Source organism: Rhodopseudomonas infernalis, from assembly GCF_022271405.1.
Classification (GTDB): Bacteria; Pseudomonadota; Alphaproteobacteria; order Rhizobiales; family Xanthobacteraceae; genus Rhodopseudomonas; species Rhodopseudomonas infernalis.
On the sequence record NZ_JAJNAL010000030.1, the window covers coordinates 11650 to 36446 of the forward strand.

A 24797-nucleotide genomic window follows, 5' to 3' on the forward strand; every position below is an offset into this window, starting at 1 on the left:
GCCCCGCCGCTGCGATGAACGGACGTTCAGACTGGAACGAAGCCGAACGGGGAATCGAACTACGCGTTGGCCAGCATCGCGCGGACGCGCGCCAGCATGTCGCCGAGATCGAACGGCTTGGTCATCAGCTCCATGCCGGCCTGGGCGATGTCTTCGGTCATCGCCGCGCTCTCGGCGTAGCCGGTCATCAGCAGCACCTTGAGACCGGGCCGCAGGACGCGCGCCTGATCGGCAAGCTGGCGACCGTTCAGACCGGGCAGGCCGATGTCCGACAGCAGCAGGTCGATCGGCTCGCCGCTCTGCACGAACGCCAGCCCCGACGGGCCGTCGATCGCTTCACGCACCCGGTAACCGTGATCACGCAACATCTCGACGATCACGCCGCGCACCACCGCCTCGTCTTCGATTACCAGCACGGTCTCGCCGCGCGCCGCGTGGTCGTGCGTCGGCTTCGCCGAATCCGGCCCTGCCGATGCCTCGCCGTAATCGCGCGGCAGATACAGCGTCACCGACGTGCCTTCGGCAGGCTTGCTGGCGATGCTGGCATGGCCGTGCGACTGCTGCGCGAAGCCGTAGATCATCGACAGACCAAGGCCCGTGCCCTGCCCCAGCGGCTTGGTGGTGAAGAACGGATCGAATGCGCGAGCCGCGATCTCCTCGGTCATGCCGGAGCCGGTGTCGGCCACGGTGAGGCAGACGTAGTCGCCCGGCACCAGCGCCGGCATCTCGGCGGCATCGAAGCTGCTGTTGCGGGTGGAGATCGTCAGCCGACCGCCGTCCGGCATCGCGTCGCGGGCGTTGATGGCGAGATTGAGCAGCGCGCTCTCGAGCTGATTGGGATCGCACAGTGTCAGCCACACGCCAGGCTCCGGCTTGATCGACAGATCGATCGCCTCGCCGATCGTTCGCCGCAGCAGATCTTCGAGCGACACCACGAGCTGATTGACGTCGACCGGCTTGGGCACCAGCGGTTGCCGCCGCGCGAAGGCGAGCAACCGATGCGTCAGCGCCGCCGCGCGATTGGCCGAGGTCATCGCGGCGCCGATATAGCGATCGAGTGAATCGAGGCGGCCCTGCCCGAGCCGCGTCTGCATCAGATCGAGCGAGCCGACGATGCCGGTCAGCAGGTTGTTGAAGTCGTGCGCGATGCCGCCGGTGAGCTGGCCGACCGCCTCCATCTTTTGCGATTGCCGCAGCGCCTCTTCGGCGAGGCGAAGCCGTTCGGCGGCGGCCTTCTCGGCGGTGACGTCGCGCGCCACCGCGTAGACCGCCTCGGCATCCGAGACGCCTGTCCAGGACAGCCAGCGATAGCTGCCGTCCCTGTGGCGGATGCGGCTCTCGAACCGAACGGTGCCGCCGCTGGCGAGCCGGGCGAATTGCCGCCGCGTGATCGCCTCGTCGGCCGGGTGCTCGAGCCATTCGGAGGTCTTGTCGAGCAGTTCATCGGCGCGCCAGCCCAGCGTCGCGGTCCAGGCCGGATTGACCGTGCGCCACACGCCGTCCTGATCGGCGACCAGCAGCAAATCCTGCGAGACGTTCCAGATCCGGTCACGCTCGCGCGTCTTCTCCTGCACGCGCTGCTCGAGCGTGGTGTTGAGCTGCGCCAGTTGATCGGCCAGCCGGCGCGCGGCCTCTTCGCTGGCCTGCAGCCGCTGCTCGGCTTCGACCTGCTCGGTGACGTCGATATGCGCGCCGACCAGTCGCAGCGGCGCGCCGTCCTCGTCGCGCTCGATCACCGAGCGCACCGAGATCCACCGCGTCTCGCCGTCGCTCGGGCGGATGATCCTGTAGCGGGCCGTGTAGTCGCGCGTCCCGCCTTTCACCGCATCGACGAATTGTCGTTCCGTGGCCTCACGGTCCTCGGGATGAACCCGCCGAACCCAATCCTCGTGGGTCTCGTTGGTCGCATCCGGCGGCAGGCCGTGGACCAGCAGATATTCCGGTGAACGCCGGTTGCGGAATCCCGAACGCAGGTCGACCTCGAGTCCGCCGATCCGGCCGATCTGCTGGACCCGCGCCAGCTCGGCCTCGCGTTCGCGCAGCCGCCGCGACGCCAGCACGTCGCCGGTCACGTCGCGGCACACCACCAGCACGCCGCCGATGTCGCCGTCCTGATCTATCGGGCTGAACCCATAGGTCCAATAGACGTCTTCGAGCCGGCCGTGGCGCAGCACCGGCACCAGCTCGTTCTCGCGCCAGATCGGCTCGCCGCCGCTCAACGTCTGCTCGATCTTCGGCGCGAGCTGGTCCCAGAATTCCGGCCAGCATTCGCGCGCCCCTTGACCGAGCGCACCGGGATGGCGCTCGGGCCCGATCAGTTCGCGATAGGCGTCGTTGTAGAACTGGATCAGGTCGGGACCCCACCACACCAGCATCGGATGCCGGGTTGTGAGGACCAGCCGCAGCACGGTGCGCAGCCCCTGGGGCCAGCCCTGCGGCGGTCCCAGCGGCGAGTTCGCCCAGTCATATGCACGGATCAGCGCGCCGAGCTCACCGCCGCGAGCGAGAAAACTTGCAGTGTGGGAGGGTTTTGGGTCCAGCATGTGCCAGCAGACGATGTCGCGCGTGGCGAGGAACGGCAACCTAACACCGCTTTCCCCGCCCGCAAACCGAGCCCCATACATGGAACTGCCGCCGGCCTCAGCCGGCGACGAAACTACTTCATCAGGCCGGCCGCCGTGAGGGCGCGGGTGATCACGGCATTGACGTCGAGGCCCCGACCTCGCCCCTGCCCGCGTCCGGACGACGGCCGTGCGCGAAAGGTGCCCGCACGAGCATCCGCTTCACTCTCCAGCTTCGGCGCCGGTTTCACCACCGCTGTCTTGCGCTGAACCACACGTCCGGTGAGGCCGAAAAATTCGGCGATCAGATGCGACGACGAAATGCCCGCTTCAAGCAAATACGGGCCGGCGACGCCGTAGGCCTCGTCGTCACCACGGCCGAGCGGCGTGCCGTGCGCCATGCCGGTGACGGTGTAGGACTCGACGGCGATCTCGCCGCGCGGATTCCGCCACACCTGATGCGGAAAGCCGTCGACCTCGCCCTGTTCGGTCGGCACTTCCGGCAGGCCGTTGAGGTCCAGCCATTGCCGGACCAGCGCATCGGCATTGCCGGAATCCACAGTGCGGTCGGCCGTGCCGTGCCAGACCGACAGCTTCGGCCACGGGCCGCGATGCGACGAGGCGTGGCGCACCAGATCGCCCAAGGCGCGGGCGGACTGCGGCGAGGACTGCCGCATCTCCTTCAGCGCCTGCCGCACATTGGTGGCGACACCGTAGGGCAGCCCCGCGATCACGGCGCCTGCGGCGAACACGTCGGGATAGGTCGCCAGCATCACCGCGGCCATCCCGCCGCCCGCGGATAGGCCGGTGACGTAGATCCGCGCATCGTCGATGCCGTGGTGCCGGGTCATATGCTCGACCATCTGCCGGATTGATCCGGCCTCACCGTGATCGCGCCGGATATCCTCGGACGCGAACCAGTTGAAGCAGTTGTTCGGGTTGTTGGCGCGCTTCTGCTCCGGCATCAGCAGGGCGAAGCCATACCGCTCCGCCAATGACGACCAGCCGGTCCCTACTTCATAACCGGCGGCGGTCTGGGTGCAGCCATGCAGCACGACGACGAGGGGAATGCGCTTCGCGCCGACCTCCGGCGCGTACGACAACATTCGCAAATTACCCGGATTGGCGCCGAAATCGGTTGTCTCGGTCAGCCGGCTGGCAGGTTCAGAAGCACCGCCACTCTCGCTCAACCCGCTGAAGCCGTTAATCTTTCGAAGATGGGCGAGAAAATCGATTGTGTTCTTGAGAGACACGGCAGCTCCTATTCCGGCAGCCCACAGGCCCTGGCACATATAGTTGCTGCATTGCAATATGGAATGGATTGCACGCTGCTTTGTGCGTTGCGGCACATGGTCGGAAGATTCGAAGCCCTTGAAGGTTCCTGGCTCGGCCGCACACCAGCCCGGCCCAGGTGCAGCCCGAGCCCGGAGCCGGCGCAAAGCAGCAGCACGATCGCGGTACCGACCTTGAAGCGCAACACCGCCACCATCGCGGCGGCAACCGGCCGAGCGGTTGGCGAGCGAAACGCCGTGCACAGGCCCGGCGGCCGAATCCGGCTGGGAATAGCTGTGCTCAAGCCCGCGCTCGCCGCGCGTGGCGCAACGCTAACAACTCCGCGGCGGCGCCTCGACCGTCGCCCTGGCGCAGACTTCGACAACATCTCGCGCGGCGTGCCGCAGCGGCGCGGGCCCGGCTCGGCGCGCCATTCGGTCGCCGCAACGAAGGTCGATTTGACAACCGCTCCGAAAACCCCGAGCAACCTGACAGCGCCGCGACCATGCAGCCTCGGCGTGCTGCAATGCGCCCGGACGGAGTGCGACTTGTCGGACCATATGTACGACGTCTTCAAATTTCTCCATGTCGTCGGCGTGGTGGTGCTGGTCGGGAATGTCACCATCACGGCGTTCTGGAAGGCGTTCTCCGACATGACGCGCGACCCCAAGATCATCGCCCACGCGCAACGCGGCGTCACCGTGTCGGATTTCATCTTCACGGTGATCGGCATCGTGCTGGTGATGGTCGGCGGCTACGGCGCCGCGCTGGTCCGCGACGTCCCGCTGTTCACCTCGTTCTGGCTGGTCGCCGGCCAGATCCTGTTCGCGATCTCGGGGCTGATGTGGCTGGGCGTGCTGATCCCGCTGCAGATCCGCCAGGCGCGGGCGGCGCGCGGCTTCGCCGACGGCAGCCCGATCCCCGACAGCTATTGGCGCGATGCCAAGCGCTGGCTGGTCTGGGGCATCATCGCCACCGTGCCTCTGGTGGCGGCGATCTTCTTCATGGTGGTCAAGTTCTGACCGCCGCAGAGCCAGCGCCGAGGGGTCCGATGCCTGTTCGGGAAATTCGGCCGACCGTCGAGCGCGACGTGCTGCTGCCCGGCGCGCAGTTCGTCGACGCCTTCTGCATCGGGATCGGCGACCGGGCGCTCGATGCCCGCACCGCGGCGGTCCGGATGATCGAACAGGGCCCAAGCTGGATCGGCATGCTGATGCGGCTGCGCAATCTTATCGTGGCGCCGTTCGGACTGAAGACACCAACCCGCGATCGGCCGGCCCACGGCGACACCATCGGGATCTTTCCGGTGCGGAGCGAGACGCCGCAGCGCATCGTCGCCGGCTTCGACGACAGCCATCTCGACTTCCGCGTCGTGATCGATGTCGAGGGTGGGGAAAACGGCCGCAGGGTCGTCGCCTCGACGCTGGTGCGAACCAACAATCGGATCGGCCGGATCTATCTGGCGACCATTATGCCGTTCCACCGCGCGGTGGTGCGTGCGATGCTGCGACAGCTCGCGGATTGACGGCGCGCGACGGAACTTCAGGGAACGGCAGCGGTTGGCGCAGCGTGGACGGTGACATCGACAACACGACCGGCGTATCGCCCCCCGACGAGCACACCGCAGCGCTGGCGCGGGCGTTCGACAGCGCCTGGGAGCGCTTCGTCGAGGTCGAAGGCTCGCGCGTCGACACCGAGGACAACCGCAAGCGGCTGGCAGCCCGGATCGTCGCGCTGTCCCGCGCCGGCGAGACCGACGAAGATGCACTGGCGCAGTCGGCGCTGATCCATCTGTGCGTGATGGAAGAAGCCGCCCGGCTCGGCAGCAAATTGAAGACCACCGCAGACTCGCCGGTGCCGCCACCAGGCGAGGTGTCGCCGACGGCGCATGCCTTCAGCCCGCAGGTGGTGGCGGCGATGTCCGAGGCGCTCGAGCGCTGCATCGAGACGCTGCCACTGCAGGCGCCGTCGAGCGCCTTGCAATTCCTTTCCGACCATATCCTCGAAGACGCCTCGCGCGGCGAACACGACCCGGAGCGGCTCAGCCAGCTCGCTCTGGAAGCGCTGCGCACGCGCTGACGGACGGGCCCTCAGCCTGCCGGCGCCGTCGCGGCGGCGCCTGACTTCGTCCACTCTCCCACGCGCATTTCCAGATCGACGAAATTCTGCCGCAGCTGTTCCATGGCGAAGCCGAGCGCGAAGAACCGCTCGGCCTGTTCGCCCGACAGGCTGCGGGTCAGTCCGTCCTGCCGCACCGTCTGGACCTCTGCCGAATAGGCATCGAGCGCCGCGGTCACCGCCCGCAGCGGCGGCGGCGGCGTGCGATCGCGCAGCGCCGCGGCGCTGGCGGCGAGATGCAGCGTCGCCGCCGATCGGAACGACTCCAGCGACGGACCCAAACGATCTTTCAGCGGCTGCGGGAAGGGCGCCGTCACGGCGCGGCCGATCATCACCAGATCGTGCCGCAACCGCAGCAGCGTGCGGCTGAGCGGTGCCAGATCCGGCCCCGGTGACACCCCGGTGGCGCGTTCATGCTCGGCCTCGCCGCCGATCTCGGTCAGCTTCACCAGCGATTCGCCGATGCCGTCCTGCAGCCGGTGCAGCGCCTCGGTATCGAGCCCTCTGGTGAGGCCGTTGAGCAATTCGCCGAGCGCCACCGCCATCAGGTCGAGCGCGCGCGCGGCCGAGCCGAGCGCCAGCCCCTGGGCGCGCGACGGCAGCACCAGGAACGACACCAGCAGTCCGGTCAGCGCCCCGACCGCGACTTCCAGCACCCGGTCGATCGCCGAATCCAGCGGCGCCACCTTGGTCATGGTCGGCACCAGCAGCACGATGATCGCCGTGACGGTGGCGACGTTGAAATACGGTTTGATGGCGGTGAGCAGCGCCAGCGGCGCCACCACCAGCGCCAGCACGCCGAGCAGCTCCAGCTCGTTGTGATGCGGCAGCAGGATGGTGATGGCGCCGCCATAGATCGCGCCGCCGATGGTGCCGACCAGATAGTCGAACGCGATCTGCACCGAGCGGCCGACGCTGAGCTGGGTGACGATGATGGCGGTCAGCACCGCCCAGAGCGGCAGCCGCAGATGCAGAGCCTGGGCGATGGCGAGCGCCAGCAACGACGCCAGCGTGACCCGCAGCGCCAGCCCCCATTGCGGCCGGCGCGGGCGCCATTGTGCGGGGTATCGGGACCAGAATGGCTTCATGCTGAAGGAATCGTCGCAACGGTGATGATCGGGCTGACAGAGCATAGCGGCTGCTGCGGTGCAATTGCGGCCGCAGCCCGGCCCTGCGGCCGCGTGGCTTGAACCGCGTCGCCGGCCCGCCTAACGTGCCGCGCAAAACAACAGGGAGCCCCCATGGCCAACGAAACCGCCACGCTCGCCGGCTATGTGGCCGCGCTGCGCTTCGACGACATTCCGCAGGACGTGCTGGCGCGGGCCAAGGTGCTCACCCTCGATTTCCTCGGCAGCGCGATCCGCGCGCGGCGCGACGCCGAATCGACGCCGTCGCTGCTGGCGATGCTGCAGGCGCTGTCGCTCGACGCCGATGGCGAGGCGACCGTGTTCGGCGACGACAAGGGCCGCACGCCGGCGATCGCAGCCCTGCTCAACGGCGCGTTCGGCCATTCGCTCGATTTCGACGACACCCACGCCGACTCCTCGCTGCACCCCTCGGCCCCGGTGGTGCCGGCCGCGTTCGCGGTCGGCGAAATGGTCGGCGCCTCGGGCCGTGACGTGCTGACCGCGATCGTCGCCGGCTACGAGGTGTGCTGCCGGCTCGGCAACGCGCTCGATCCGACCTCGCATTACGCCCGCGGCTTTCACCCGACCGCCACAGCCGGCACCTACGGGGCCGCCGCCGCGGCCGCCAAGCTGTACGGCCTGTCGGCGGATCAGATCGTGTCGGCGTTCGGCGTCTCTGGCAGCCAGGCCGCCGGCTCGCTGCAGTTCCTGGTCAACGGCGCCTGGAACAAGCGCTATCAGGTCGGCGCCGCCGCGATGAACGGCGTCGTCGCCGCCACGCTGGCCAAGAACGGCTTCATCGGCTCGACCGAATCGGTCGAGGGCATCCACGGCCTGCTGGTCGGCTACACCGACACGCCGCATCACGACAAGGCGGTCGCCGATCTCGGCCGCGTCTACGAGACCATGAAGATCGGCGTGAAGCCGTATCCGAGCTGCCGCTACACCCACGCGGCGATCGACACGCTGATCGCGATGCGCCGCGAGCACAATCTGGCGCCGGATCAGATCAAGCGCGTCGAGATCGGGCTGCACCGCAACGGCATCACGCTGACCGGCGACGCCGCCACCAAGCGGCATCCGTCCTCGATCGTCGGCGGCCAGTTCTCGATGTTCTTCACCGGCGCGCTGGCGCTGGAGCAGGGCAGCTTCGGCTGGGACGACTATGCCCGGCTCGGCGATGCGGCGGTCGATGCGCTCGCCGACAAGTTCGACGTCGTCCGCGACGAGCGGCTCGAAGGCAAGACCCATCCGTTCGGCGCGCGGGTGTCGGTCACCACCGACGACGGCACCCACGAGCGGTTCGCGGCCGATCCGCCCGGCGAGCCCGAGACCTTCCCGTCCGATCAGGCGATGGCGCAGAAGTTCCTGCAGCTCGCCCGCCCGGTGCTGGACGGTCAGGCGCAGCGCTTCGCCGACGCCATTCTGACGCTGGAACGCCAGGACAAGGTCGCCGACGCGACGAGACTGGCCCGCGCGCCTGTCTGCTAGGTATTGACTTACTCACAATCTAAAGTAGCTAATCCTCGTCGCATCAATTATTTGGCGAGGTGGCATGCAGCGGTTCGTCTGCGAGCAGAACATCGCGCATTTCGATCGGTTGCTCGAGAGCGCTGCTGACGAAACCTTGCGCCGGACGCTGCTGAAACTGCTCGCCTTGAACAAGCGCGAGCTGGCATTGCTGAATTCGCAGCTCTCCGGCGCGGATCTGTTGCCGATTGCGGCGCGGCGACGCAGTGGTGATCACGAAGGCGGCCTCACGCGGTTGTGGAGCAACTTCGACACCTCCGTCGATCCCTACATGCTGATCGACTCCGGCCCCGGGCTGAAGATCATCGCCATCAACGAAGCCTACGGCCGCGCCACCTACACAAACCACCGCGAGGTTGCGGGCAAGCCACTGTTCGACGTGCTTCCCGACAATCCGGCGATCGAGACCGCCGACGGCGTCAGCAACCTCTACAACTCGCTGCGCGCGGTGGCCGAAACCGGCCAGCCGCATGCTTTGCCGGTTCAGCGCTACGACGTCCGCGACGGCTCTGCGGCATTCATCGAGCGCTATTGGCTGATGATCAACACGCCGCTGCACGCCGCCGACGGAAAACTGATCTGCCTGCTGAATCACATCGAAGACATCACCGCCGAAGTGCTGGCGAACTGATCGCCGCCGATCACGATGCCGTGGCGCAACCATCTGCGGCGTCGCGCGTCTGGAACAGGTCGCGCGGCGCCTCTATGCTTTGCGCATAGCGAAGGCGCGACACCGCACCATGCATGCCAGAGGGAGAATTGAATGCCGCAAGCGACCGTCGATCGCGCGTCGGAATTCCTTGGCGGGCTGTTCACCAGCCTCACCGAACGCGGCCGCAGCCTGTTCCGGTCGAACAACAATCAGCCGAAGACCAAAGACGAGTTGATCGCGCTCGGCGAAACGCTGCTGTCGCGCCGCGGCGAAGCCACCGGCGTCGTGCTCGCGAGCACGCTGCTGTCCGGCTATGACGATGCCGACGAAGCGGACCAGATCGGCTTTCTCGATGCGCTGGCCGAAGAGTTCGGTCCCGACCTCGCGCAGCTCACTGCGGCGGTCGAAGCGTTTCACGTCAGCGGCGCGTCACCGGACGCGGCAGGCCGTCTGCTCGAGGCCGCCGAGCCGCGCCGGCAGGAGCTGATCCGCCGCCTCAACCTCGCGCCGGGCGGCACCGCGTCGCTGGTGCGGATGCGCGAGGGCGTGCTGCGGCATCTCGGCGATCATCCGCAGCTCAAACATGTCGACGACGACTTCGTGCATCTATTCACCTCGTGGTTCAACCGCGGCTTTCTGGTGCTGCAACGGATCGACTGGAATACGCCGGCGAACATTCTCGAGAAGATCATTCGCTACGAGCAGGTCCATGCCATTCACAACTGGGACGATCTGCGCGCGCGGCTCGCGCCGCCGGACCGCCGCTGCTACGGCTTCTTTCATCCGCAGCTGGTCGACGAGCCGCTGATCTTCGTCGAGGTCGCGCTGACGCTGGAGCGTCCGAACGCGATCGCGCCGCTGCTCGATCTCGACCGCGCGCCGATCTCGCCGAAGGATGCGACGACCGCGGTGTTCTACTCGATCTCGAATACGCAAAAGGGCCTCGCCGGCATTTCGTTCGGCAATTTCCTGATCAAGCAGGTGGTCGAGGAGATCAAGCGCGAGCTGCCCAACGTGCAGAGCTTCGTGACGCTGTCGCCGGTGCCGGGCTTCGCCAAATGGCTGGCGCGCGAACGCGCCAACGCCGACTCCGTGCTGCTCGACGCGTCCGCACGCGCGGCGCTCGAGGTGCTCGACACACCGGACTGGTTCGAGGACCCGGAGACGGCCGATCACATCAAGCCGTTGTTGTTGCCGCTCGCCGCCGCGTACTTCCTGCAGGCCAAGAACCCGCGCGGCCTGCCGCTCGACCCGGTGGCGCGCTTCCATCTCGGCAACGGCGCGCGGCTCGAAGCCCTCAACTTCCTCGGCGACCGCTCGCCCAACGGCATGCGGCAGTCGCACGGGCTGATGGTGAACTACCTGTATGCGCTCGGCGAGATCGAGACCAACCACGAGGCCTTCGCCGAACGCGCCCAGATCGCCGCCGCCTCGGCGGTGCGCAAGCAACTGCCGTCGAAGCCGCTGACCAGCGAACCCCGCAAGACCAACGGCAAGGCGGCTCCGCTGGCCATCGCGCCGCCGGCGTAAGGCGCACGCGGACGATGTGATGCAGGCAAACGTCGTCACAATCACCGTCATGCCCGGCCGGGCCTTCGCCGCGCCGAAGGGGCTTCGGCCCCGCAGGCGGGACAAGCCCGGCCATGACGGAAGTAACAAGTTGACCGAGCCGCGCGTCTCGCCGGCTATAGGAAGAAAGAGGGCCCACCATGAGCTGGATGCCGACCGACGATCCCGTGCTTGGCGACCCGAAGACCTGCGACGCGCTCGATCTCGTCATCGTGCCGCGCACGCGTGACCTCGGCGACGGCTTCGCGGTGCGCCGCGCGTTGCCGCACGGCAAGCGGCAGATGGTCGGGCCGTTCATTTTCTTCGATCATTTCGGCCCGGTGCAGTTCATCGCCGGCAAGGGCATGGACGTGCGGCCGCATCCGCATATCGGGCTCGCCACCGTCACCTATCTGTTCGACGGCAAGATCATGCATCGCGACAGCGAGGGCAACATCCAGGAGATCGCGCCCGGCGCGATGAACCTGATGACCGCCGGCCGCGGCATCGCGCATTCGGAGCGCACGCCGGAGGTCGAACGCCGCGACGGCCAGAACATGCTCGGCCTGCAGAGCTGGATCGCGCTGCCGAAGGGCTCGGAAGAGATCGCTCCGTCGTTTCAGCATTTCGCCGCCGGCACGCTGCCGACCGTCGAGACCTCCGGCTTCACCGCGCGCGTGATCGCCGGCAGCGCGTTCGGCAAGTCGTCGCCGGTAACGATGGTGTCGCCGTGGTTCTATGCCGAGGTCAACGCCCGCGCCGGGACCTCGGTGCCGCTCGATCCCGACCACGAGGAGCGCGCCATCTATCTGGTCGACGGCGAGATCGAGATCGCCGGCGACCGCCATGTCGGGCCGCAGCTCTTGATCTTCCGCCCCGGCGACCGCATCACCGTCCGGGTTCAGACCGACACGCGGATGATGTTTCTGGGCGGCGACGCGCTGGAGGGGCCGCGCCACATCTGGTGGAATTTCGTCTCGTCCAGCAACGAGCGCATCGAACAGGCCAAACAGGACTGGAAAACCGGCCGTTTTGCCGCCGTTCCGAACGAGAGCGAGTTCATTCCGCTGCCGGAATGATAAAGTCCCGCTTCCGATTGTTGCGCACCGCCGGCCGCCGGCGGTCGCCTGCTGCGTGAAAGACCGGGCCCATGACCACGATGCTCTCGAGCGACCTGCCGCTGACCAAGATCGGCCGCGGCAAGGTCCGCGACATCTACGCCGTCGACGACGAGCGCCTGCTGCTCGTCACCACCGACCGGATCAGCGCGTTCGACGTGGTGATGGGCGAGACCATCCCGATGAAGGGCGCGGTGCTCACCCAGGTCAGCGCGTTCTGGTTCAGCCAGCTCGGCGGCGTGGTGCCGCACCACATGATCAGCGCCGACACCGACGAGATCGTCGACGCCGTGCCGGCGCTGGCGCCGCACCGCGCCGAGATCGCCGGCCGCACCATGCTGTGCCGTCGCACCACGGTGTTTCCGATCGAATGCGTGATTCGCGGCTACATCACCGGCTCGGCCTGGAAGGAATACGCCGCCTCCGGCACGCTCGCCGGCGAGCAGCTGCCCGAGGGCCTGCTTGAAAGCGGCAAGCTGACGCCGCCGATCTTTTCCCCGGCCACCAAGGCCGAGACCGGCCACGACGAGAACATCACCATCGGCCGGATGCGCGAGATCGTCGGCGAGGAAGACGCCTTCACGCTCGAACACATGACGCGGGCGATCTACACGCTGGGCGAACAGATCGCCCGCGAGCGCGGCATCATCATCGCCGACACCAAATTCGAATTCGGCCGCGACACCGATGGCCGCATCATCCTGATCGACGAGGTGATGACGCCGGATTCGTCGCGGTTCTGGGCCGCCGACGCGTATCAGCCCGGCCGGCCGCAGCCCTCCTTCGACAAGCAGCCGCTGCGCGACCACCTCGACGCCGAACGCCGCGCCGGCCGCTGGAACGGCGAAGCCCCGCCGCCCAAGCTACCCGACGACGTCGTCACCGCGACCTCGCAGCGATATCTCGAAGCCTATCGGCGGCTGACGGGGACCGATTTGGTGGTGAAGTAACGCCGCCCCATCCGCGTCCCCTCCCCGTCATTCCGGGGAGTGCGCGGAACGCGCACGAACCCGGAATCCCGCAGTTGTGGAAACCACTGAGTCGCAGAACACTTCGGGATTCCGGGTTCGCGCTTCGCGCGCCCCGGAATGACAACCGCGGGGGGACCGCCTTTGATACTCATCAACGTCGGCGGCTGAGCCGCAGTTGATATCCGCTCCAACCCCACCCGCCCCTGACCTCGCAAGACGACGGAGTTTCCGCATGCCCAAGGATACGGTGCTGATCAATCGCGACGGACCGGTGACGATCGTGTCGATCAACCGGCCGGAGCGCCGCAACGCGGTCGACGGCGCCACCGCCAAGAAGCTGTACGACGCCTTCCTGGCGTTCGATGCCGACGAGACGTCGTCGGTGGCGGTGCTGACCGGCACCGGCGGCACGTTCTGCGCCGGCGCCGACCTCAAGGCGGTCGCGGCGGGCGACGCCGAGCGCCGGCGCGATATCGCCGGCCATGGCAGCATCGCCCCGATGGGCCCGAGCCGGCTGCGGCTGAGCAAGCCCGTGATCGCCGCGATCGAAGGCTTTGCTGTCGCCGGCGGGCTCGAACTGGCGCTGTGGGCCGACATGCGGGTCGCCGCCGACGACGCCACCTTCGGGGTGTTCTGCCGCCGCTTCGGCGTGCCGCTGATTGATCTCGGCACCATCCGGCTGCCGCGGCTGATCGGCCATTCGCACGCCATGGACCTGATCCTCACCGGCCGCGCCGTGTCGGGCATCGAGGCCCACCGCATCGGCCTCGCCAACCGGCTGGTCCACCGCGGCGAAGCAGCGCTGTGCGCCATCACGCTCGCCAAGGAGATCGCCCAGTTCCCGCAGACCTGCATGCGCGCCGACCGGCTATCAGCCCTGCAGCAATGGGACATGCCGGAAGACGACGCGATCATGAACGAAATGCGCGGCGGCCTGCAGGTGATCGACAGCGGCGAAACCCTCCAGGGCGCCGAACGCTTCACCCAGGGCGAAGGCCGGCACGGGGCGTTCTGAGGGGCTGCTCAGTTATTAAGACATCCGCCCTCTCCCCGTGATTGCGAGGAGCGAAGCGACGAAGCAATCCAGCTCAGTGCACCGCGCTGGATTGCTTCGCTTCGCTCGCAATGACGGGGCTGGCGCTTGTTAAAACAACTTCATCCCCTTCAAACTCGCGTGCCCGTTCTTGCCGACGATGATGTGGTCGTGGACGGCGACGCCGAGCGGGTCGGCGATAGCCGCGATCTGCTTGGTCATCTGGATGTCGGCCTGCGACGGCGTCGGATCGCCGGACGGGTGGTTGTGGACCAGGATCACCGCGGTCGCCGATAGCTCCAGCGCGCGCTTGACGATTTCGCGTGGATACACCGGGGTGTGGTCGACGGTGCCGACCTGTTGCAATTCGTCGGCGATCAGCTGATTGCGCTTGTCGAGAAACAGGATGCGAAACTGCTCCTTGTCGGCGAACGCCATGGTAGTGCGGCAGTAATCGATCACCACCGACCACGACGACAGCACCGTGCGCTGCTTCACCTGCCCCTTGGTGACTCGCGCCGCCGCCGCGGCGATCAGCTTGATCTCGGTAATCGCCGATTCGCCGAGCCCGCTAACTTCGCCCAGCCGCGCCTCCGGCGCCTGGACGGCTTCGGCGAACGAGCCGAACTTCGCGATCAACGCCTTGGCGAGCGGCTTGACATCGCGGCGCGGCAGCGCGCGGAACAGCACCATCTCCAGCAGTTCGTAGTCCGACAGCGCGTCGGCACCGGCCTCGCGAAACCGTTCGCGCAGCCGCTCGCGATGGCCGTGATAATGCGGCGCCTCGGCGAAACCGGGCTGCTGATGCTTATCATCCCGATCGAACGGCATGTGGTCTGCTGACATGTGGTCTGCCGACATGGGGCCTGCTGACTTGGCGGGCGCGAGTCCTCACGGCCTCAACCATGCCGGGCGCGGCTGCTTTTGCAACCGGGAATTCTGCGTTTCCCAAACCGGCCGAAGGCTCAGTCCGCCGTCGGCAGCCGCCGCATGGTAAACTCGATGGTATCATCCGGCAGTTCGCGCCAGCTTTCGACGCCCGACATATAGGCCGCCTTCGGCCAGGCCTCGAAGAAGGCCCGAGCCTTCGCCCGCGCGTCCTGCCGCGGCAGCACGAAGGTTTCCCGCACGAAGCCATCGGCCTTGCTGCGCCGCGCCATGCGTTCCGCAAGGTCGCGGGGCTGATCGTGGGGCGCATTCCGGCTGCGATCGACCATCCTGGTACTCCGAACAACAGCGAATGGGTATCAAGGCAACGGTATATGGGGACTCCTGGAACGAATCCGAGCCCCTGCGCTTGAGTCCCGGTTCCAAGGGGCCGGTCCGGGCTCAGTTTGTTGCGTCAGTGGAGTATGCGTCAATGGCCCCTCGCGCCAATTGGAAAGGCTTTTTGCGGCTGTCGCTGGTGACCTGCCCGGTGGCGCTGTTTCCCGCCACCTCCGACGCCGAAAAGATCAGCTTCAACCAGATCAACCGGAGCACCGGCCACCGCATCAAGTACCTCAAGGTCGATGCCGAGACCGGCGAAGAGGTGTCGTCCGACGACATCATGAAGGGCTACAAGGTCGATTCCGACACGTATATCGAGATCACCCGCGACGAGCTCGACGCCCTCGCGCTGGAATCCACCCGCACCATCGAGATCGATCAGTTCGTGCCGAAGTCGGAGATCGACGACCTCTATTTGGTCAGACCCTACTACATCGTGCCGGACGGCAAGGTCGGCCATGACGCCTATGCGGTGATCCGCGAGACCATCCGGTCGATGGACCGCGTCGCGCTGGCCCGCGTGGTGCTGACCAATCGCGAGCACGTCATCGCGCTGGAAGCGCGCGACAACGGCCTGATGGGCATGCTGCTGCGCTACCCCTACGAAGTGCGCGACTCCGCCGATTACTTCGACGACATCCAGGACGTCAAGATCACCAAGGACATGCTCGACCTCGCCCGGCACATCGTCGAGCAGAAGTCCGGCCACTTCCAGCCCGAGCTGTTCGAGGACCACTACGAGACCGCGCTGACCGAACTGATCAACAAGAAGGTCGCCGGCCAGCCGATCGCCGCCAAGGCCCGCCCGCGCGGCGACAACGTCGTCGACCTGATGGAAGCACTGCGCCGCAGCCTCGGCCAGGGCGACAAGCCAGCCCCGGCCGCCAAGAAGGCCGACGCGTCCGACAAGACCGCGACCGCCAAACCGGCCCGCGCCAAGAAGCGCAAGACCGCGCCCGGCCAGAAGGAAATGCTGCTGCCGATCTCGGGCAGCGGTGCCGGCAAGGCGAAGGAAGAGACCGCAAAGCCCAGGAAGCCCGCACGCACTCCGGCGAGTAGCAAGGCGCGGAAGGCGGGTTAGTTTATCGCAAAATCACTGCCCGTGTCGCCCTCACCCCAACCCTCTCCCGCACGCGGGAGAGGGAGTTCGCTGTGCTTGGGGAGATGCGTACATCGAACGAGAGGGCGTTTCGGCAATCCATGAACGTCGCGCCGAGGCACGGCGCGCCCCCTCTCCCGCTTGCGGGAGAGGGTTGGGGTGAGGGCGACGCGAGTCGTAAGCTAACGGCGGGGCGCGACGGCCTGACGCTCATCGCCACCAGGACGGCGTGCCGCTCGCCGTCGCCGGCGGGCGTTCGGGCTGACGCCGCGGTTCGCGGCGCTGCCTTTGCTTCCTCGCCGGCTTCTCCGCCTCAGGCTCCTTCACCGGGCCGATCCGTTTCAGCGCCGCGTCGGCGGCGCGTTCGCCGGAGTCCCAGGCGCCCTGCACGGTGCCCCACAGATCCTCGCTGGTGGCCTCGCCGGCGATCAGCAGATTGCCGAGCGGCTCGCCCAGCACCTTGCGGGACGGCTGCGCGCCGGGCGCCGCCGCCGACATCGCCCCCAGCACATACGGGTTGGCGTTCCAGCGCGTCACCGCCTGGCGCTCGACCGACCGGGCGATCTCGCTGCCGAACAGCTTGCCGAGCCATTCCAGCGCGAACGCCTGCATGGCGGCCTCGCCCTGCGCCGACAGATCGCGGCCGAAGCTGCCGGCGATGTCGACGACGCACAGCGATGAACCATTGATATTGGCATAGAGCGCGGCGGTGCGCGGGCCGCTGCTCTGCTCGATCAGCAGCTCGTCGCGCGACAGCCCGAGCGGGTTGCCTTTGAACTGCAGCGCGATGCGATCGGTGCTGCCGAGCTGGAGCTTGCCGGCGGCGTCGAGCTGACGCTTCGGCAGCTCCGGCGTGAACTTGATCGCGCCCGAGCTCAGCACATTGGTGGACACGGTGAGGATCACCGCCTTGGCGGCGATGCGCCCCGCCGCGGTTTCGACCCCGGTGTCGCGGCCGTTCCAGACGATGCGGCTGACCGGCGTCGACGTCACCATCGGCAGCGGCGCCGCCAGCCGCGCCAGCAGCGTACCGAGGCCCTGGCGGGCGCCGGCCAGCGCGTTGCGATCCGGCGCGCGACTCTCGTCGCTCGCCGACAGATCCTTCAGGTCGGTGCCGCTGGCGTAGGGGCCGAGCACGTAGTCGATGGTCGGGCCCCACTCGCCGAGATCCTTCGGCAGCGCCGCCGCGCAGGCGACGTCGACCCTGCCGCGCGCCGCCTCGTCGATCGCGCGGCTGGCGCGCACCAGCGTCGCCAGATAGTCCTCGGTCTCGCGCGCACGCGCGTTGCGGCGGCCGATCCGGATCTTCTGCCCCGGCGGCGCCGGCACGATGTCGATGCCGACGCTGCGCGCCTGCTTGGCGATCGGGTTGCGGTCCGGATTGTGCAGAAACCGCGCGCCGCGATCGAACGGCGCCGCGAAGCTCTCGGTGTCGGTGACGCAGCGGCCGCCGGGCTGCGCCGCGGCCTCGACGATCAGCACCTTGCGGCCGGCCGCAACGATTCGCCGGGCGGCCGCGATGCCGGCAGCGCCGGCGCCGACCACCACGACGTCGACCTCGCGCGGCAACGCCGCGCGCGCCCGCGAGGCGAAAGCGGGCACCAGCACGAGGCCGGCCGAGGCCGTCAGGAAGCGGCGGCGGGAGATTGTCATGGCATGGTTTCCAAAGGCTTGTGCGGTCGCGGACAGAGCCGCGATCCTGGCGGGATCGCCGGCCGCTGCGTCTTGCTCAGTCTGCCGGTCGACCCCGTCAAAACCATGATCCCCTTGGGTTTCGCACCCCGTACCGAAGCCGCATCCGGTCGCCGCCGCCGCCAACTTGCCGGAATCGCTGCAGCGCGGCAACGGGCATGGTGAACGAGATGTCGCCGCGGTCCGGAACCGATGAACTAAATTGCAACCGCTGTGGCCAATCATCATTCAGGACACGCGAAGCCCCGGGCGGAGCAGACAGATGGGTTTGGTGCTCGATGCGCTCGGCAAGATGATTGCCGGCTATCTGCAGAAGGAAGAACCCGGCTATGAGCCATTCACGCCGAGCGACCCCGATCAGTTGCGCACGATCCTGCAGCCCGGCGACGTGCTGCTGGTCGAGGGCAATGCGCGGATCTCCGGCATCATCAAATATCTGACGCAGTCGACCTGGTCGCACGCGGCGCTGTATGTCGGGCCGATCGACGGCGCCGCCGAGCCGGACGGCGAACCCCACGTGCTGATCGAGGCGAATATCGGCGAGGGCGTCTCGTCGTCGCCGCTGTCGCGGCATCTCGGCTATCACACCCGCGTGTGCCGGCCGGTCGGGCTATCCTTTGAGGATCGCCACACCGTGTGCCGCTACGCCATCAACCGGATCGGCTTCGGCTACGACACCAAGAACATCATCGACCTGATGCGTTACCTCGTTCCGCTGCCGGTGCCGCAGCGCTGGCGCCGGCGGATGATCGCGCTCGGCTCCGGCGATCCGACCAAGATCATCTGCTCGGCGCTGATCGCGCAGGCGTTCGATGCGGTGCGCTATCCGATCCTGCCGAAGATCACCAAGGCCGGCAGTCGCGCGGCGCGGCGCGAGATCCTGCACATTCGCGATTCCTCGCTGTACATGCCGCGCGACTTCGATATCTCGCCGTATTTCGAGGTCGTCAAGCCATCGATCGTGGGCGGCTTCGACTACACGACGCTGCATTGGGCCGACAAGCAGAAGCCGCTCGCGGAGACAGCGGGCCCGTTCACCACCTGCCAAGATCCCGTCGACCCGGCGCTGCTGCTTCGTGAAACGCCCGACGCGGAGACGCCGCAACGCGCCCCGGAGCTGACGCTGGCCGAGCCGTCTCACGAGCGATGAACCGAGAGCGACTTTCCAGATCGCTCGATCAGCTAACAAATTCCGTCATGGCCGAGCTCGTTCCGGGCATGACGGGTGGAGACGGAATCGCCTGATTTCAATGGGTGCTTTTTCCGGTCAGGCTCTGAGGAGCCCGGCGCAGCCGGGCGTCTCCTCCGCTACGCGCGCGGAATCGCCCGCGGCGGCGGCGGTGCGCTGGAGTTCGAGCAGGCCGTTGATCTCGTCGTTCGGCCGCGCCGGGCTGAACAGGAAGCCTTGCGCTTCGTGGCAGCCTTCGGAGCGCAGCCAGCTCAGCTCGGCTTCGGTTTCGACGCCTTCCGCCGTGATGGTGACGCCGAGCCCCATGCCGAGGCTGATGATGGCGCGGACGATCGCCTGCGAATCGCGGTTGTCGCACAGCCCGCGCACGAACGACTGATCGATCTTGATCTTGTCGAACGGGAAGCTGCGCAGATAGCTCAGCGACGAATAGCCGGTGCCGAAATCGTCCATCGAGATCCGCACGCCGAGCGCCCGCAGCGCGTGCAGCGTGGCGATCACCTGGCTGCTCTTCTCGAGCAGCAGCGTCTCGGTGATCTCGAGTTCGAGCCGGCGCGGCGGCAGGCCGGATTGCTTCAGCGCGTCCATCACGGTCGCCATCAGATTGCCGACACGAAACTGCAGCGGCGACAGATTGACGGCGACGCAAACCTCGCCCGGCCAGCGCGCGGCATCGAGGCAGGCCTGGCGCAGCACCTGGGCGCCGATCGCGTTGATCAGGCCGGTGTCCTCGGCGACCGGGATGAATTCCGCCGGCGAGATCATGCCGCGCTCCGGATGCGGCCAGCGCACCAGCGCCTCGCAGCCGGTGATACGCCCGCTCTCCAGCCCGATCAGCGGCTGGTAGTACGGCCGCAGCACATCATGGCGCAGCGCGGCGCGCAGATCGGTCTCGATCTTGCGCCGCGCCTGGGCGCGCGCGTCCATGCCGGGTTCGAAGAAGCTGAAGCTGCCGCGCGAATCCTTCTTGGCGCGCGACAGCGCCATGTCGGCGTTCATCAGCAGCTTCTCGGAATCGTCGCCGTCGAGCGGCGCCACCGCGATGCCGATGCTGGCGCTGGCGACCACCGAATGGCCTTCGAGCAGATACGGTTCGGCGATCGCGTTGAGCAGCCGCTTGGCCAGCAGCGTGATGTCTTCGGGCCGCTTGATGCCGGTCTGGATCACGGCGAATTCGTCGGAGTTGAGCCGCGCCAGCGGATCCTCCTCGCGCAGCGTCGAGCGCAGCCGCCGCGCGATGCCGCGCAGCAGCTTGTCGCCGACCGCGTGGCCGAGCGTGTCGTTGACCGCCTTGAAGTGATCGACGCCGATGAACAGCACGGCGATCTTCTCGCCGGTGCGCCGTGTCTGCGCCAGCAATTCGTCGAGCCGCTTGCGCAGCAGATTGCGGTTCGGCAGCCCGGTCAGGCCATCGTGATGCGCCATGAAGGCGAGCCGCATTTCAGCGCGCTTGCGCTCGGTGATGTCCATCAGGGCAAGCAGCACCGCAGGCTCGCCGTTGTAGATCAGCTGCCGCGCGTAGATCGCCAGATCGATCAGCGAACCATCGGCTTTGACGTGTTTCCAGGTCTTCGCCGCGCGCTCCTCGCTGCTGGCGTCGCCGGCCCACGGCAGTTCGGTCTCGAAAGCCTGCAGCCGGCGCAGCGTCAGTTCGGCGAACTCGGCCGGCGAATAGCCGTAATGCTCGACGGCGGCCTCGTTGACGGCGAGGATGCGCTCGTTCTGCAACGCGCAGACGATCATCGGCACCGGATTGCTGTCGAACATCAGCCGGAACGAGGCCTCGCGCTGCTTCAGCTCGGTGATGTCGACGCGCAGGCCGATCACCCCGCCGTCGGAGGTGGTGCGTTCCTCGATCTGGATGCAGCGGCCATCGGCCAGCACCTGCTCGTGGCTGTGGCCGGGATGAAACAGCCGGCGCATCCGCTCGGCGATCCATTCCTCCTCGTGGCCGATCGCCTCCGGGTAGTCGCCGCGCGCGACGCCGACCCGCATCGTGTCCCCGATCCGCGCGCCGGGTTTGAACAGATCGGCGCTCGCCTTGTAGATCTCGGCATAACGCTTGTTCCAGAGAATGTAGCGCCCTTCGGCATCGAGGAACACGATACCCTGCGGCAGGATGTCGATCGCCTCGCGCAACCGTTCATGCGATTTGCTCGCCTGCGCCAACGCCGCCGCAAGCGCGCCCTTGCGCTCGGCGACGACGGTCGGGCGCGGCCTCCGCTTCAACACCACCGACGACTTGACGGTCTTGGCGGCGGCTTTGACGCTGGCATTGGCGACGGAACGCTTCGATTCACGGCTGTGCGTACATCGCTTGGATGTCTTGTTGGTCCTCAGCCGGATCTGCGGCATTTCTACGCCCCACGCAATCTGCGACTACGTTGTGCAATATGTGTCTGAAAAAAGGTGTAATGGAGCACGGGCGGGCCTCGGCTACCTGCTGCTTGGCAGCTCGGCAGCGCGGCTGCTCATTGGTGGAGCAACCGAATTGCCGAGTTTCGCGCAAGGCGGCCGCACTGACCGTTTCCGGACAGCTGTCAGAATGAGGTTTTGGGTATTTCTGTGCAGCCCATAGGCGCACCCGACCGATCAGACCAATTCTGCGCCAATGCCGAGAATGGTTGCCGGCCTCTTAACGGCGCGTCCGGGCGCGCCCGCTTCGTCCGTCATGCGTACGCTGCCGCATCTCTGCCTGGCTGATTTTACCAGCCGAGTCGGCTATCATCGGGCCGATGCATCGCCGATCGATTCCCCTCCGATTGTTACTTGCCGCCACGCTGCTCGGCAGCTCGGCCGCGGTTGCGTGCGCCCAGGACAGGGGCACGGTCAATCCGAAGCCGCTGCCGCCGCTCGCCAATCCGAACGACCCCGGCCTGCCGGCGCGCGAGCTGTTCGCCCGCAGATATCTGCCGGCGGCGTTGCCGCCGCGACCGATCGGGTTCTATGCCCATGGCTGCCTCGCCGGCGGCGAGGCGCTGCCGATCACCGGCAGGACCTGGCAGGTGATGCGGCTGTCGCGCAACCGCTACTACGCCTATCCGGCGATGGTCGATCTGGTGGCGCGGCTGTCCGCGAAGGCGCAGCGCGACGCCGGCTGGCCCGGCATTCTGGTCGGCGACATGTCGCAGCCGCGCGGCGGGCCGATGCTGACCGGCCATGCCAGCCATCAGGTCGGACTCGACGCCGACATCTGGCTGACGCCGATGCCGAACCGGCAGCTATCCCGCAACGAGCGCGAGGAGATGTCGGCGGTGATGATGGTACGGCCGGACCGGCTCGACATCGATCCCAAAGCCTGGACGCCGACCCACTGGAAAGTGATCCGCGCCGCCGCGCAGGAGCCGGCAGTCGAACGCATCTTCGTCAACGCGGCGATCAAGAAGGCGCTGTGCCGCGAGGCCAAGGGCGACCGCGGCTGGCTCGGCAAGGTGCGGCCGATGTGGGGGCACGACTATCACTTCCACATCCGGATTTCCTGTCCGCACGGCAGCCCGGGGTGCGAATCGCAGCCGGAGCCGCCGGCCGGCGAAGGCTGCGCGCCGGCGGACCTCGCCTATTGGTTCTCCGACGCGGTGCTGCACCCGAAGCCGCCGAAAGAACCGCCGAAGCCCAAGAAGCCGCTGACGCTGGCGGACCTGCCGACCGAATGCCGCGCCGTCCTGGCGGCGCCTGATCAGCGGCCGGACTGATCAGACCCCCGACAGCGCGGTCCAGACCTTCGACAATTCGCGCTTCAGCTTCTGCGCGCGGGTCGGCGGGGCGTCGTCCTCGTCCTCGGGCAGCCGCAGGCCGACGACGTTGACCCTTCCGCCGCCGAGGCTGCGCGCCACCAGCACGATCGCATCCAGCTGCAGTTCGGCCCCCACGGTCGGCGCGCGGTCGAGGTGGATGTCGAAGTAGTCCGCCAGCGTCAGCGCCTCCTCGCCGGGCTTGACGCTGACCCCGTAGGCGCCGGCGAGGTCGCCGAGCGAGGTCTCGCCCGGCACCACGAAATCGCCGAGCAGATGCGGGTCGGGCGCGGCCGAGGGCGGCATGTCGACGAAGAAACGGTCGAGCGACTCGGCCTTTTCTGGCGGCGCCAGCAGATAAAGATAATCGCCGGGCGCGATCGGCTCGGCCTCCTCGGGCGTCAGGATCCGTTCGTCGCGGATCACCAGGGTCGGCTTCGACCAGGACGGGATCAGCCCGCGCCTGAGATACAGGCTCTTGGCGCGCACCGGATAGCCGACTAGCTGCTGCTCGAGCTGGCCGGGCAGGTCGAGCTCGATACGGCGCGGGCCGCGGTCGGTGCGCGGCAGCGCGACGTGCAGCTTGCGGGCCGCGGGTCCGAGCGTCCAGCCCTGCAGCAGCAGCGAGATGATCACCACCACGAAGGCGACGTCGAAATACAGATACGCCTTCGGCAGCCCGACCAGCATCGGGATCGACGCCAGGAAGATCGCCACCGCGCCGCGCAAGCCCACCCAGGCGATGAACAGCCGCTCGCGCCAGTTGAAGCGGAACGGCGCCAGGCACAGGAACACCGCGGCGGGCCGCGCCACCAGCATCAGCACCAGCGCCACCAGGATCGCCGGCCCGACGCTGCCCATCAGCCGCTGCGGCGACACCAGCAGGCCGAGCAGCACGAACATCACGATCTGCGCCAGCCAGGTCGCGGCGTCGAGAAACGCCACCACCGAATTATGCGCGCGGGTCGGCTGATTGCCGATGATCATGCCGGCCAGATACACGGCGAGAAAGCCGGACGCGTGGGTGATCTGCGAGGCGCCGAACACGACCAGCGCCGCGGTGGTGACGAACGGCGCGTGCAGCCCCTGCGGCAGCGCCACGCGGTTCAGCGCCATCACCACGGCCCGGCCGCCGACCACGCCGATCAGTGCGCCGAGCGCCGCCTCGCGGACGAATTCGACGATGACATGCAGGGTCGAGCTTTCGCCGCGCGAGATCAGCTCGACCAGCATCAGGGTGAGAAACACCGCGAACGGATCGTTGGTGCCGGATTCGACCTCCAGCGTGGCGCCGACGCGGGGGCGCAGCCGCAGGCCTTGCGAATGCACCAGCAGGAACACCGCGGCCGCATCGGTCGACGCCACCACGGCGCCGGCCAGCAGCGCCTCGGTCCAGTTGAGGTCGAGCGCGTAGCGCGCCACCGGCGCGGTGATCAGCGCCGTCACCAGCACGCCGAGCGTCGCCAGCCCCATCGACGGCGCCAGCACCGTCTTGATGCTGGAAAACCGCGTCCGCAATCCGCCGTCGAACAGGATCAGCGCCAGCGCCACCGAGCCGACCAGATAGGCGGTGCTGAGATCGTCGAATTTCAGCCCGCCCGGGCCGGACTCACCCGCCAGCATGCCGAGCAGCAGAAATACCAGCAGCAACGGCGCGCCGAACCGCAGCGCCAGCAGGCTCGACAGGATCCCCGCCATCACCAGGATGGCGCCAAGCAGGATTGCGATGCTGACGGTGTCGAGCGACTCCATCGCACTGGTGTAGCCGAGCGACCCGCCGCTGTCGTCCCTATCGTCGCACAGGCGCTGTGCTTGCGTCGCCCTCACCCGCCCCCTCCCCCGCACGCGGGGGAGGGGGCTCGCCGTGCAGGGGGAGAGGGCTTTTGT

Annotated in this window: 20 protein-coding genes; 12 read left to right on the top strand and 8 right to left on the bottom strand. The window is 67.6% G+C overall.

Going from position 1 to position 24797, the window contains the following annotated elements; all coding sequences use genetic code 11:
- Positions 1–59: 59 nt before the first annotated feature.
- Positions 60–2543: a PAS domain-containing hybrid sensor histidine kinase/response regulator gene (locus tag LPW26_RS18405; protein WP_238737046.1), complete on the bottom strand. Its 2484-nt coding sequence runs from the start codon at positions 2541–2543 to the stop codon at positions 60–62.
- Positions 2544–2656: 113 nt separating this feature from the next.
- Entirely contained in the window at positions 2657–3814 is a 1158-nt protein-coding gene (locus tag LPW26_RS18410; protein WP_238736990.1) for an extracellular catalytic domain type 1 short-chain-length polyhydroxyalkanoate depolymerase, read from the bottom strand.
- A gap of 579 nt (positions 3815–4393) precedes the next feature.
- Between LPW26_RS18410 and LPW26_RS18415 the strand changes: the two genes are divergently transcribed.
- The 3 genes from LPW26_RS18415 to LPW26_RS18425 are packed head-to-tail and all read left to right on the top strand — an operon-like array spanning position 4394 to position 5912.
- Positions 4394–4855 (top strand): DUF2269 family protein, encoded by a 462-nt coding sequence (locus tag LPW26_RS18415; RefSeq protein ID WP_238737048.1) that lies wholly within the window; start codon positions 4394–4396, stop codon positions 4853–4855.
- A gap of 29 nt (positions 4856–4884) precedes the next feature.
- A complete protein-coding gene (locus LPW26_RS18420) occupies positions 4885–5358 on the top strand; it encodes a DUF2867 domain-containing protein (RefSeq protein ID WP_238736991.1) in 474 nt (157 codons plus the stop codon).
- 44 nt (positions 5359–5402) lie between these two features.
- Entirely contained in the window at positions 5403–5912 is a 510-nt protein-coding gene (locus LPW26_RS18425; RefSeq protein WP_238736992.1) for a hypothetical protein, read from the top strand.
- Positions 5913–5923: 11 nt separating this feature from the next.
- Here LPW26_RS18425 and LPW26_RS18430 read toward each other — a convergent pair whose 3' ends face one another.
- Positions 5924–7039 (bottom strand): FUSC family protein, encoded by a 1116-nt coding sequence (locus tag LPW26_RS18430; protein ID WP_238736993.1) that lies wholly within the window; start codon positions 7037–7039, stop codon positions 5924–5926.
- A gap of 153 nt (positions 7040–7192) precedes the next feature.
- Here LPW26_RS18430 and LPW26_RS18435 point away from each other — a divergent pair, with 153 nt between their 5' ends.
- The 6 genes from LPW26_RS18435 (at position 7193) to LPW26_RS18460 (ending at position 13912) form a co-directional block, all read left to right on the top strand.
- Positions 7193–8569 (top strand): MmgE/PrpD family protein, encoded by a 1377-nt coding sequence (locus LPW26_RS18435; protein WP_238736994.1) that lies wholly within the window; start codon positions 7193–7195, stop codon positions 8567–8569.
- 64 nt (positions 8570–8633) lie between these two features.
- The gene (locus LPW26_RS18440) at positions 8634–9239 is read left to right on the top strand and encodes a PAS domain-containing protein (protein ID WP_238736995.1); all 606 of its coding nucleotides are present in this window, start codon (positions 8634–8636) and stop codon (positions 9237–9239) included.
- A gap of 132 nt (positions 9240–9371) precedes the next feature.
- The gene (locus tag LPW26_RS18445; RefSeq protein ID WP_238736997.1) at positions 9372–10790 is read left to right on the top strand and encodes a malonyl-CoA decarboxylase; all 1419 of its coding nucleotides are present in this window, start codon (positions 9372–9374) and stop codon (positions 10788–10790) included.
- Between the two features lie 179 nt (positions 10791–10969).
- Complete coding sequence (locus LPW26_RS18450) at positions 10970–11887, top strand: pirin family protein (protein WP_238736998.1); 918 nt, start codon at positions 10970–10972, stop codon at positions 11885–11887.
- A gap of 71 nt (positions 11888–11958) precedes the next feature.
- Positions 11959–12876, top strand: coding sequence for a phosphoribosylaminoimidazolesuccinocarboxamide synthase (locus LPW26_RS18455; protein WP_238736999.1), 918 nt, complete (start codon positions 11959–11961; stop codon positions 12874–12876).
- Positions 12877–13129: 253 nt separating this feature from the next.
- Positions 13130–13912 carry a crotonase/enoyl-CoA hydratase family protein gene (locus LPW26_RS18460; protein WP_238737001.1) on the top strand — a complete coding sequence of 261 codons (783 nt, stop codon included), beginning with the start codon at positions 13130–13132 and terminating at the stop codon, positions 13910–13912.
- A gap of 129 nt (positions 13913–14041) precedes the next feature.
- On the opposite strand, the gene radC is transcribed toward LPW26_RS18460, so the two are convergent.
- Positions 14042–14761, bottom strand: coding sequence for a RadC family protein (radC, locus tag LPW26_RS18465; RefSeq protein ID WP_238737003.1), 720 nt, complete (start codon positions 14759–14761; stop codon positions 14042–14044).
- A 134-nt stretch (positions 14762–14895) separates the two neighbouring features.
- The gene (locus tag LPW26_RS18470; protein ID WP_238737004.1) at positions 14896–15147 is read right to left on the bottom strand and encodes a hypothetical protein; all 252 of its coding nucleotides are present in this window, start codon (positions 15145–15147) and stop codon (positions 14896–14898) included.
- 143 nt (positions 15148–15290) lie between these two features.
- Here LPW26_RS18470 and ku point away from each other — a divergent pair, with 143 nt between their 5' ends.
- Positions 15291–16280 carry a non-homologous end joining protein Ku gene (gene ku / locus LPW26_RS18475; protein ID WP_238737006.1) on the top strand — a complete coding sequence of 330 codons (990 nt, stop codon included), beginning with the start codon at positions 15291–15293 and terminating at the stop codon, positions 16278–16280.
- Between the two features lie 228 nt (positions 16281–16508).
- Here ku and LPW26_RS18480 read toward each other — a convergent pair whose 3' ends face one another.
- Positions 16509–17951, bottom strand: coding sequence for a flavin monoamine oxidase family protein (locus tag LPW26_RS18480; RefSeq protein ID WP_238737009.1), 1443 nt, complete (start codon positions 17949–17951; stop codon positions 16509–16511).
- A 301-nt stretch (positions 17952–18252) separates the two neighbouring features.
- Here LPW26_RS18480 and LPW26_RS18485 point away from each other — a divergent pair, with 301 nt between their 5' ends.
- Entirely contained in the window at positions 18253–19140 is an 888-nt protein-coding gene (locus LPW26_RS18485) for a YiiX/YebB-like N1pC/P60 family cysteine hydrolase (RefSeq protein ID WP_238737011.1), read from the top strand.
- Between the two features lie 117 nt (positions 19141–19257).
- On the opposite strand, the gene LPW26_RS18490 is transcribed toward LPW26_RS18485, so the two are convergent.
- Positions 19258–21534 carry a putative bifunctional diguanylate cyclase/phosphodiesterase gene (locus tag LPW26_RS18490; protein ID WP_238737012.1) on the bottom strand — a complete coding sequence of 759 codons (2277 nt, stop codon included), beginning with the start codon at positions 21532–21534 and terminating at the stop codon, positions 19258–19260.
- 380 nt (positions 21535–21914) lie between these two features.
- Here LPW26_RS18490 and mepA point away from each other — a divergent pair, with 380 nt between their 5' ends.
- Positions 21915–22871, top strand: a complete 957-nt coding sequence (gene mepA / locus LPW26_RS18495; protein WP_238737013.1) for a penicillin-insensitive murein endopeptidase — start codon at positions 21915–21917, stop codon at positions 22869–22871.
- Here mepA and LPW26_RS18500 read toward each other — a convergent pair whose 3' ends face one another.
- Complete coding sequence (locus LPW26_RS18500; RefSeq protein ID WP_238737050.1) at positions 22872–24662, bottom strand: potassium/proton antiporter; 1791 nt, start codon at positions 24660–24662, stop codon at positions 22872–22874.
- Positions 24663–24797: the final 135 nt, after the last annotated feature.

Excerpts from the sequence above, each read along its gene's own strand:
- LPW26_RS18450 (WP_238736998.1), top strand. The coding sequence starts at position 10,970 with ATGAGCTGGATGCCGACCGACGATCCCGTGCTTGGCGACCCGAAGACC.
- LPW26_RS18460 (WP_238737001.1), top strand. The coding sequence starts at position 13,130 with ATGCCCAAGGATACGGTGCTGATCAATCGCGACGGACCGGTGACGATC.
- ku (WP_238737006.1), top strand. The coding sequence starts at position 15,291 with ATGGCCCCTCGCGCCAATTGGAAAGGCTTTTTGCGGCTGTCGCTGGTG.
- LPW26_RS18445 (WP_238736997.1), top strand. The coding sequence starts at position 9,372 with ATGCCGCAAGCGACCGTCGATCGCGCGTCGGAATTCCTTGGCGGGCTG.
- LPW26_RS18480 (WP_238737009.1), bottom strand. The coding sequence starts at position 17,951 with ATGACAATCTCCCGCCGCCGCTTCCTGACGGCCTCGGCCGGCCTCGTG.
- LPW26_RS18435 (WP_238736994.1), top strand. The coding sequence starts at position 7,193 with ATGGCCAACGAAACCGCCACGCTCGCCGGCTATGTGGCCGCGCTGCGC.
- LPW26_RS18455 (WP_238736999.1), top strand. The coding sequence starts at position 11,959 with ATGACCACGATGCTCTCGAGCGACCTGCCGCTGACCAAGATCGGCCGC.
- LPW26_RS18405 (WP_238737046.1), bottom strand. The coding sequence starts at position 2,543 with ATGCTGGACCCAAAACCCTCCCACACTGCAAGTTTTCTCGCTCGCGGC.
- LPW26_RS18500 (WP_238737050.1), bottom strand. The coding sequence starts at position 24,662 with ATGGAGTCGCTCGACACCGTCAGCATCGCAATCCTGCTTGGCGCCATC.
- LPW26_RS18420 (WP_238736991.1), top strand. The coding sequence starts at position 4,885 with ATGCCTGTTCGGGAAATTCGGCCGACCGTCGAGCGCGACGTGCTGCTG.
- radC (WP_238737003.1), bottom strand. The coding sequence starts at position 14,761 with ATGCCGTTCGATCGGGATGATAAGCATCAGCAGCCCGGTTTCGCCGAG.
- mepA (WP_238737013.1), top strand. The coding sequence starts at position 21,915 with ATGCATCGCCGATCGATTCCCCTCCGATTGTTACTTGCCGCCACGCTG.
- LPW26_RS18440 (WP_238736995.1), top strand. The coding sequence starts at position 8,634 with ATGCAGCGGTTCGTCTGCGAGCAGAACATCGCGCATTTCGATCGGTTG.
- LPW26_RS18415 (WP_238737048.1), top strand. The coding sequence starts at position 4,394 with ATGTACGACGTCTTCAAATTTCTCCATGTCGTCGGCGTGGTGGTGCTG.
- LPW26_RS18470 (WP_238737004.1), bottom strand. The coding sequence starts at position 15,147 with ATGGTCGATCGCAGCCGGAATGCGCCCCACGATCAGCCCCGCGACCTT.
- LPW26_RS18485 (WP_238737011.1), top strand. The coding sequence starts at position 18,253 with ATGGGTTTGGTGCTCGATGCGCTCGGCAAGATGATTGCCGGCTATCTG.
- LPW26_RS18430 (WP_238736993.1), bottom strand. The coding sequence starts at position 7,039 with ATGAAGCCATTCTGGTCCCGATACCCCGCACAATGGCGCCCGCGCCGG.
- LPW26_RS18490 (WP_238737012.1), bottom strand. The coding sequence starts at position 21,534 with ATGCCGCAGATCCGGCTGAGGACCAACAAGACATCCAAGCGATGTACG.